Annotated in this window: 10 protein-coding genes and 2 pseudogenes; 7 read left to right on the forward strand and 5 right to left on the reverse strand. The window is 39.4% G+C overall.

Translation table 11 applies throughout. The annotated features are described in order from the left end of the window. From IM456_RS17885 to IM456_RS17900, 4 genes are all read left to right on the forward strand, one after another. On the forward strand, positions 1-673 hold a 673-nt coding region (locus tag IM456_RS17885), incomplete at its 5' end, for a photosynthetic reaction center family protein (protein ID WP_502866873.1). A gap of 109 nt (positions 674-782) precedes the next feature. Further along, on the forward strand, positions 783-1346 hold the full coding sequence (locus IM456_RS17890) for a Uma2 family endonuclease (RefSeq protein WP_149988397.1): 564 nt from the start codon (positions 783-785) through the stop codon (positions 1344-1346). A gap of 63 nt (positions 1347-1409) precedes the next feature. After that, positions 1410-1673 carry a hypothetical protein gene (locus IM456_RS17895; RefSeq protein WP_104395859.1) on the forward strand — a complete coding sequence of 88 codons (264 nt, stop codon included), beginning with the start codon at positions 1410-1412 and terminating at the stop codon, positions 1671-1673. Continuing rightward, positions 1670-2107: a putative toxin-antitoxin system toxin component, PIN family gene (locus IM456_RS17900; RefSeq protein WP_104395858.1), complete on the forward strand. Its 438-nt coding sequence runs from the start codon at positions 1670-1672 to the stop codon at positions 2105-2107. The genes IM456_RS17895 and IM456_RS17900 overlap by 4 nt, the downstream gene beginning before the upstream one ends. Positions 2108-2147: 40 nt before the next feature. Here IM456_RS17900 and IM456_RS17905 read toward each other — a convergent pair whose 3' ends face one another. The 4 genes and pseudogenes from IM456_RS17905 to IM456_RS17920 form a co-directional block, all read right to left on the reverse strand. Beyond that, a complete protein-coding gene (locus tag IM456_RS17905; protein ID WP_287693444.1) occupies positions 2148-3518 on the reverse strand; it encodes a helix-turn-helix domain-containing protein in 1371 nt (456 codons plus the stop codon). 246 nt (positions 3519-3764) lie between these two features. After that, positions 3765-3905, reverse strand: a pseudogene (locus IM456_RS17910) (type II toxin-antitoxin system VapC family toxin); the annotation flags it as partial. After that, positions 3892-4164, reverse strand: a complete 273-nt coding sequence (locus IM456_RS17915; protein ID WP_002761103.1) for a hypothetical protein — start codon at positions 4162-4164, stop codon at positions 3892-3894. The gene IM456_RS17915 and the pseudogene IM456_RS17910, both read right to left, overlap by 14 nt. A gap of 274 nt (positions 4165-4438) precedes the next feature. After that, entirely contained in the window at positions 4439-4864 is a 426-nt protein-coding gene (locus tag IM456_RS17920; RefSeq protein ID WP_287693443.1) for a DUF29 family protein, read from the reverse strand. A 291-nt stretch (positions 4865-5155) separates the two neighbouring features. Between IM456_RS17920 and IM456_RS17925 the strand changes: the two genes are divergently transcribed. From IM456_RS17925 to IM456_RS17935, 3 genes and pseudogenes are all read left to right on the forward strand, one after another. Then, positions 5156-6805 (forward strand): HAF repeat-containing PEP-CTERM protein, encoded by a 1650-nt coding sequence (locus IM456_RS17925; RefSeq protein WP_149988391.1) that lies wholly within the window; start codon positions 5156-5158, stop codon positions 6803-6805. Positions 6806-7031: 226 nt separating this feature from the next. Next, a complete protein-coding gene (locus IM456_RS17930; protein WP_149978467.1) occupies positions 7032-7322 on the forward strand; it encodes a DUF433 domain-containing protein in 291 nt (96 codons plus the stop codon). 312 nt (positions 7323-7634) lie between these two features. Continuing rightward, positions 7635-7757: pseudogene (locus IM456_RS17935) on the forward strand (type II toxin-antitoxin system RelE/ParE family toxin); the annotation flags it as partial. Here IM456_RS17935 and IM456_RS17940 read toward each other — a convergent pair. Further along, on the reverse strand, positions 7750-8607 hold the full coding sequence (locus tag IM456_RS17940) for a hypothetical protein (RefSeq protein WP_287707196.1): 858 nt from the start codon (positions 8605-8607) through the stop codon (positions 7750-7752). The pseudogene IM456_RS17935 and the gene IM456_RS17940 overlap by 8 nt on opposite strands. Between the last annotated feature and the right edge of the window lie 195 nt (positions 8608-8802).

An 8802-nucleotide genomic window follows, 5' to 3' on the forward strand; every position in this document is an offset into this window, starting at 1 on the left:
AGGAATGCGTCCTTGGATTTGTGTAGCTTACTCTGCACCTGTATCCGCCGCTACTGCTGTATTCTTAATCTATCCCATCGGACAAGGTTCCTTCTCTGATGGTATGCCTTTAGGAATCTCTGGAACCTTCAACTTTATGTTCGTGTTCCAAGCAGAACATAACATTCTGATGCACCCCTTCCATATGTTAGGTGTTGCTGGTGTGTTCGGCGGTTCCTTGTTCTCCGCGATGCACGGTTCCCTAGTAACTTCTTCCTTAGTGCGTGAAACCACGGAAATCGAATCTCAGAACTACGGTTACAAATTCGGTCAAGAAGAAGAAACCTACAATATCGTCGCCGCTCACGGTTACTTCGGACGTTTAATCTTCCAATACGCTTCTTTCAACAACAGCCGCTCTCTGCACTTCTTCTTAGGTGCATGGCCGGTAATCGGTATCTGGTTTACGGCGATGGGTGTTAGCACCATGGCGTTCAACCTCAACGGTTTCAACTTCAACCAGTCGATTCTCGATTCTCAAGGTCGTGTAATCGGTACTTGGGCCGATGTGCTGAACCGCGCTGGTATCGGTATGGAAGTAATGCACGAGCGCAATGCACACAACTTCCCCTTAGACTTAGCTAGTGGTGAACAGGCTCCTGTAGCTCTGACCGCTCCCGCTATCAATGGTTAAGTTCTAGTCTGAACGAAAAGGCACTCCCGCAAGGGGGTGCTTTTTTGTTGTTAGAATTGGGGAACAATGAAAAACGCTGCAAAATGCTTATTCTCAAACAATCATCATTATGACCGCTCTCACTGGAAAATATACTCTTAGTCAATATTTTGAGCGGGAAATACAATCCCAAACTCGTCATGAATATCTGGATGGAAAAATTATTGCTATGACAGGAGGGACACCGACTCATAATCGCATTATTAGTAATTTATTGGTGGCTTTATATACTGGACTAAAGAATCAACCCTATGCCGTTTTTGTCACCGATCAGCGTTTATGGATACCTGAGCGTCAAATAGCTACCTATCCTGATATTATGGTAGTGTCTGAACCTCTCACTTATCAAGAAGGACGCAAAGATACTTTAATTAATCCTGTTTTAATCGCTGAGGTTTTGTCTGCTGCAACGGCAAGTTACGACAGAGAAGAAAAGTTTGCCGCTTATCGAACCATTGCAACCTTTCAGGAATATTTATTGATTTCGCAGGAAAGACTTTATATTGAACATTTTCAAAAGGAAGGCGATTGCTGGGTGTTTACAGCTTATGAATCTGATAGGATAATTCATTTAAACTCTTTGCGGGTTGAGGTGGAGATAGCAGATATTTATAACAAGGTAATCTTTAGTTAAGGCTTTAAATTTGAAGCTTTTGTTATCATTAAACTAGACTAATCTTGGTCAGGAGTTAATTTTATGATATCCCCTCAAATTATTGAACTGGAACAAAAGTTACGAAATTTTTCGTTTGAAGATAAACAATGGTTATTAGAACAGTTACACAAGCATTTAGAAGGTTTAAAAGAAAATGTAAATAGAAAACAGGCCAAAGATTTGATTATGGAAACATTAAATGAGGTTCAAAATATGCCCGATAATTGTTATCATGAAGTTTGGCAAAAATTTGATGACGCTTGTGTGAGAATTTCAGGAAACTTAGAAGAATCTGATTTACTATGATGTTTGCTCAAGATTCACCTCTTGTTATTCTTGATACTTCGGTTTTTCTTTCAGCTTTGTTAAGTAAAAATCCTAACAGTGCGCCTTGTCAAATTATTCGTTATTGGCGGGAGGATAGATTTAAGTTAGTTATTTCTCCTCAATTATTGGAGGAATTGGTCGAAAAACTATTAGTGAAAAATATTGACAGAAATGATATTAAGGATATTTTAAGGGCTATTTTTTATACTGCTATCAAAATTCAAGGCATTTATCAAGCAACGCTACTCGATCAGGTTGATCCAAATGATAATATGTTTTTGGCAGCCGCTTACGAAATAGGTGCTGATTATCTAGTTTCTTTAGATAAAAAACACATTTTACCGCTAAAGCATTATCATCATACACAAATTTTATCCCCAAATTTATTCTTACAAGTCTTACAAAATAGTTAAAGGTAAAAAGGCGATCGCATTTATTTGTAAAGAGATAATCCTAATCGTTAGGATTTCTTTTAAGATAAGATTTAAAGACAGGATTAATAGGAAAATAGGACGAGGTTTCTGATGGTAATTTATCCAGTAAACAGCGTCTCATTAATGACTGAATAGTTGCCCAAAATTCAGAAGTAGATAAGTCAAGATTAGCAGTTTTGGGAAACTTTTCTACCGCTTCAGTTTGATTAGCTAACCAGTGTATCACCTTTTTTTCTGTTGCGGATAAACGCTGTAAATGACATTCGATCGAGTCTTCTATATCTCCTAAATAAATTTCATTGTTCATTTGTTCTAAAAATAAGGATACTTCCCCATCAAATAGCTCAATAATAGTTGAGGAGATGATATTTAACCAGTTAGGATGACCTTGATAAAGTTCCCTCAGTTTCGTCCATTTCTCCTCACTTTTTAAACCGTATTCTTTGAAGATTTCTTCAAATTCTGTCGTTAAACCTTGCAGGTATAAAGTTTTAATTTTATCGGATTTTAAGGTGACAAAATCTCTGGGAAGTTCCCAACTAATTAAAATCAAGCAACTTTGATGAGATGTGGTAGCAATTTGCTGAAAAAATTTATGATAATCCTGACAGTCGTTTAAATATTTACCTGCTAATTCCCCCGGTTTAAAAATATTCTGCACATCATCAAGAATAATTAAACAACGATAGGAGCTTAGATAATCTATTATATCAGGTAAGGGGGTTGATAGAGATTGGCTGAAAAACTGTTTTAGATCATCTTTGAGAGCGATTAATTGAGGAATATTTTCCAGACTGCGATAAATAATATAATCAAATTGTGGGGCAATTTCTGAAACTAATTTAAGGGTTAAAGCTGTTTTTCCAATTCCACTTAACCCATAAATGGTAATTAATCGAGTTTTATTATCTAGCCATTCTTTTAAGGTTGATATTTCTAACTTACGTCCATAGTTATACCTTAATTCAGGAGCTTTTGTTAGGTTAATTATTGGGTATAGATGATCATTATCTGGAAAATTTGAAGACTTTTTTAAGTTGTTTTCTGAATAGGAGTTATTTTCTCTACAGATATTAACGCGACTGTTACTAATGTTATTACCATGATGGTTAGCAAAGTTATAAATAGTAGATGAAGCTTTATTTTCTAAAATGGAACGAACATTAGACTTTTTTATATCTTCTTCAAAAACATCAGATAACAGTTGCCATAATTTCCATGCTTCTTTTTTTATATGGTCATAACTGCGCTGATTATCTTTGGCAATTTCTTCATAATCTTGATGTTCCCAAATACCCTGTAAGATGGATTCTTGCAATGAATCAAGATGTTTACCGGTTTTCTCTAATACCTGTTTATCTGTCCATTCTAAAAGGTTTTGAATATCCATATAAGTAAGCGATAGAACATTTGTATTGCTGGTTGGGATAAGGGAACATATTTTAGTTTTCTCGTTTTTTTATCAGACTAATAATCATTTTACTTTACTCTTGCAAAATATCAACTATTATTTTATCTCTTTTTGCTCACCTCATCCTATCCGTCCAGATAGGAGAAGATAAGTTTCTAATTTATGAATTGAACTCTGCGCTATATTTAAAAATCTGACATATTCGCTACGGACTACTACGGACTGATGACAACTTTCTGTTAAAACACACCAAGTTGTAATTAGGGGTTGAGAAGAATACTGTGCTAAGGTTTGCTGTGCTATTAGATGATATTGATCTTTATTGTTAAATAAAGCCACCCAGAACCCAGTATCAACGATGATCATATTTAGCTTTTAATCCTTCTTTGAGAACGGATTTATAATTAGTAGAAAGGTCTGATTCTGCACTAATACAACCGATTAATCCAGATTCTTTTAAAATGTCTAGGGTACTTTGAGCTTCAGGGTTTATTTTTGCTGCAATCTCTGGCTTTTTTGCTAAAGAATAGCGTTTTTTTAATAACTCAATAAAATCAATCAGTAAGTTTTGTGCTTCTTCAGGTAATTGGTTAATATCTTGTTGAATTTGTTCTAAGTTAATCATTAATTGTCCTCCGTTAAGGTTTTTAAACAGGCTGCTAATCTTTAAGCAAGATAACGAATAATTTTGACTTCTGCTACCGTCGGTTGGATTGACCCAAGGAAACTAAAGTAGGTTGGGTTGACGCAAGGAAACCCAACTATAGACCCAAGGAAACCCAACAAAAAGCAATGAGAGGAGGAGAGCGCCGATTCAGACGGATTTAGGTGTTGGGTGTTGGGTTTCGCTTTTCCTGACATTTAAACCTCCTGATTTGTTTCCGACTGTCACCTGTTACTTAATCGATTAATATTAATTCCAATGCTTGATTAATAATTTGATTTTTATCGATCATAGCTTCAATTTCTTCTGGTTGATATATACCTTCAAAAGCTTCTAATGCCGCTTGTCTTAAAGCCGAAGAATAAGCATCATCTAAGGTTTCTTTTAATTCTTCTGATGTTAGATAATTTCCTCCAGTTTTACGTCGTTGATTAATGCGTTGAATCTGTCGAACAGAATTAGAAATAGAGGTTTCCCATGAGCGGGTACTGCGGTTTTCTGCTTGCTGCTTAATCAGATGTAATAAGACAATAATACTAAAGCTAAAAATCTTATTGAGCTTATCATCTTTGCTCATTTCTGTCATTTCCTCTACCAAGATTAAGGCATCGGGAACATTGCCAGCTATTAATAGATTTTTTAACTCTAATAATTCTTCCATTTTTTGCCTTTTTTTACTGATTAACCTCTTAATTTAGTAATTTGTCCTTTACATTAGATATTGTTAAAGTTGGAAAAACAAGCGAAAACTTTTGCCTGTTCTCTTGCCTTATTAAGGAAAATTTAGCCTTGTTTTATGAGCCTTGCCCTCCTTTTTGCCACTAAATCCCACTTGATCCCACAAAAATTATTGTATCAGAAAATCCAAAATGGCCACAAATTCCCACAGACAAAACCAAAGTGAACATCTAGATTGTAAGAATCACTTAGTTTTTTGGAGTCTTATCAGGTTATGAACAAGATACTAGCTAATTGTATCAGCTTAGGGATCGGATTGGGTGCGATCGGGGTAGCTTTCCCCGCACAAGCCGCCTCTTTTCAGGGGTTAGGGGATTTACCGGGGGGTGTTTTCGGGAGCGCAGCCTATGAAGTATCAGCAGATGGGTCTGTTGTGGTTGGTTTGAGCTGGAGTGCTAATGGTCAAGAGGCATTCCGTTGGACACAAGCAACGGGTATGGTTGGACTAGGGGACTTACCAGGGGGTGTTTTCGAGAGCCGAGCCTATGGAGTATCAGGGGATGGGTCTGTTGTGGTTGGTTCTGGCCGTAGTGCTAGTGGTGGGGAGGCATTCCGTTGGACACAACAGACGGGGATGGTCGGACTAGGGGACTTACCGGGGGGGTATTTCTCTAGCGGTGCTTCAGGAGTATCAGCCGATGGGTCTGTTGTGGTTGGTTCTAGCCGTAGTGCTAGTGGTGGGGAGGCATTCCGTTGGACACAACAGACGGGGATGGTCGGACTAGGAGATTTGCCAGGGGGTGGTTTCCAAAGCGATGCCTATGGGGTATCAGGAGATGGGTCTGTTGTTGTTGGTTTCAGCCAGAGTGCTAATAATCGAGAGGCATTCCGTTGGACACAGGCAACGGGGATGGTGGGACTAGGGTACTTATCTGGAAATATTAGTAGCAGAGCTAATCGAGTATCAGCAGATGGGTCTGTTGTTGTTGGTGACAGCTTTGACCCTGTATATAGTGCGGAAGAGGCATTCCGTTGGACACAAGCAACGGGGATGGTCAGACTAGAGGACTTACTGCGTGGCGAGTTTTCTAGCTATGCTTATGGAGTATCAGCAGATGGGTCTGTTGTGGTTGGTCAGACCGTCGCAGAATGGCTGCCTGCTGGGGCATTTATCTGGAATAGTAGCCAAGGGATGCGGAGCTTACAACTGGTTTTAACTAATGATTATGGGTTGGATTTAACCGGTTGGAATTTGGTGAGTGTCTGGGCAATTTCTGCCGATGGGTTAACGGTTGTGGGTTCTGGAATTAACCCTAATAATAATTCTGAAGCTTGGATTGCTCGTTTAGATACACAACCAGATCCCGAACCCGGAACAACGCCTACCAATCCGCTTCTTCCTACCCCAAATCCAAGCAACCCCGACGGTTTTACCTTTCCTGGTGTTCCCGTCGGTGATAATGGATTGGGTATAATTGACCCCATCTTTTTTGATCCGATTGTGTCGGTAGGATATGATTATTCAGTGACAGGCGGCCCCCTATTCGCCTCTGTTTTAATCCCCAATGCTCTCCCCCAAGGCGACAGTAACTTTATCCTAGAATTAGCCGGATTTGGCAATTATCCCCTAGTTGCGGGAACGACTTTCAACTTGTTGGGTGTTAATCCCCTTGGCTTTAGTGATTTTCGCATCAGTGATATCGATCCTGCGGAAATGCTCGATCCAACTAATCCTACTGCTTTTGTGACGGGGTTAACATTTACTGCTCCTGGAACAGTAACAGTCACCCAAAACCCCATTATTCAAAATACTGGTGGCGTTAGTGTTCCTGAACCGTCCAATTTATTGGGTTTAGGATTACTCGGATTCGGTGCTTTCTTGACGGGAAAATTAAATAAGAAGCAAGCCAAAAAAGACTCATAATAGCAATTATCGTTAATCCTGTTGCTTATATAACATGATGGCGATTTCCAGCTTCAATCATCAACCTGACTTTGATGGGAAAGTCCATAAACTCCCTATTTTTGGGCATTTCAATCAGTTAGTATCTAAATCATTAGATAAAAGGGCATCCTCGAAAGGGGGTGCTTTTTTGTTGTTCGGATGTATCGATCGAGCTACAATAAAAGGGACTTCTCTAGGCGAAAATATGGCTACAGGCATCGATATTAGCGAATTTATTGTGGCTAGTCCGGATATTTGTAATGCTCGTCCCCGGATCGCGGGAACTAGAATCACGATTCAAAGTTTAGTCATGGATCATAAAACGGGAATGAGTGCCGAAGCGATCGCTAAGGAATATCCTCAGTTAAATCTGGCTCAAATTTATAGCGCTCTAGCGTATTATCACGCGAATAAAGAACAGATAGAGGCCGATATCGATGCTTACCGAGCCGATTGTGAAGACTGGGAATCACGATATCGAGCCGGTGAATTGTAATGAGTCAAATCCGTCTCTACCTTGATGAAGATGCGGGTCAACGCTCGGTCGTGGAAGCTTTGCGGAATCTGCGGTCAGTAAGGTATAGTCATTTCAATTAAAATTGAGAATATTAATCCCAGAGTTCATAAGGGTTTTGTCGGTATAGAGTGTATCAGACTTATCTGAAATGACTATAACAGGTGCAAGATTTTGAGAGAATTGTGGTTCAAAACCTTACGTCCTGTAGGGGCGAAGCATTCGGGCATAACCTATCGCTGAAACCGTAGATTTCCTATCCGAATGCTTCGCCCCTACTTTTTGCCGCAAACCCTACTTAGAAAACTGGACGAAGAGCCATTTACACCGTCTTTAAAAACCCATAAATTAAGGTGTAATTTAGGAGAGTTATGGTCTTGTACTCTTGCTTACGATTGTCGAATTATTTTTAGTTTTCAGAGAGGAATCGTCTGATTAAATCTTCCCGTGAAGACTCCAATAATAAACGACTAGACTCCATCGGTGATAACTTGAGCAACTCATCAATAACTTTTATTAAAGACTCATCCAATTCTCCAAACCTCACTTGCATTAAATTTTCAATAATTTGTCGTTGTCCTTGTTGAAGTCCCTGTTGAAGTCCTTGTTGAAGTCCTTCCCGTTTAGTCGCCTCTTTCCACTCTAAATAAGATTGAGATAAAGCCATAAATACCTCCCTATCTTCTGATTTTAAAAGATTGTTAACTTCAACACTCACACGCCAACTAATCAATAATTCCATGACATTTTGACGGAAGGAATCGCCAGATGGCAACTCAAGCAACTCTCTCACCGCTTGGCTTTGGGTTTTCCCCCGTCCCAACAATCTTAACAGTAAAGTGTCTGGGGTAATAGGTAACTGATTAATCGCTATAATTGCCGTTCGGTGAGAGGGAGATAAAAAGTAAATCCCTTCTGTCCAGTTTTCTAGTTCTAATTTAGCATCAAAACTCTCTAGTATCTGGAAACTAATAGAAGTAGCCAAAATCCATAATTTAGGTAAGTCATCCTCGTTTAACTCAGTTTTTTCCCGTTTCCCTTTCCGTTGAAGTTCAGCGAAAATCGAAAACAATTTTAAGATACAGTTGCGAATTTCCGTTCGATTGGGAGCATTGCGAAAAGGCTCAAGCAAAGTGCTTGTTGTCACCATTTGCCCTAAAAGACCCAAAGATTGAGCATTTCCCCGCATATTAGGGTGAGGAGAGAAGAAAATATCCACCTGACGGGTTTCATCCGCCACTTCCTTGCTAACTTCCACCTTTCCCAGAGGAGACAGCAATTCTTCTAGGTATTGTTTGGCAAATTGGTCGTGAGGTTGTCGATTGACGCTCCCCGCTCTAAAGAGACGGGGATTCTTCGTTCATTGAGTCTCCGTTAGCAAGCAGGATTTCTCCAACCAACCAAGAGGGAATCTCTCCCGAAGCGTTTAAAGTTTGCGTGCGCCCCACGCTACTTAATCCCT

Source organism: Microcystis sp. M079S1 (assembly GCF_020246425.1).
In the GTDB taxonomy this organism is placed as follows: domain Bacteria; phylum Cyanobacteriota; class Cyanobacteriia; order Cyanobacteriales; family Microcystaceae; genus Microcystis; species Microcystis aeruginosa.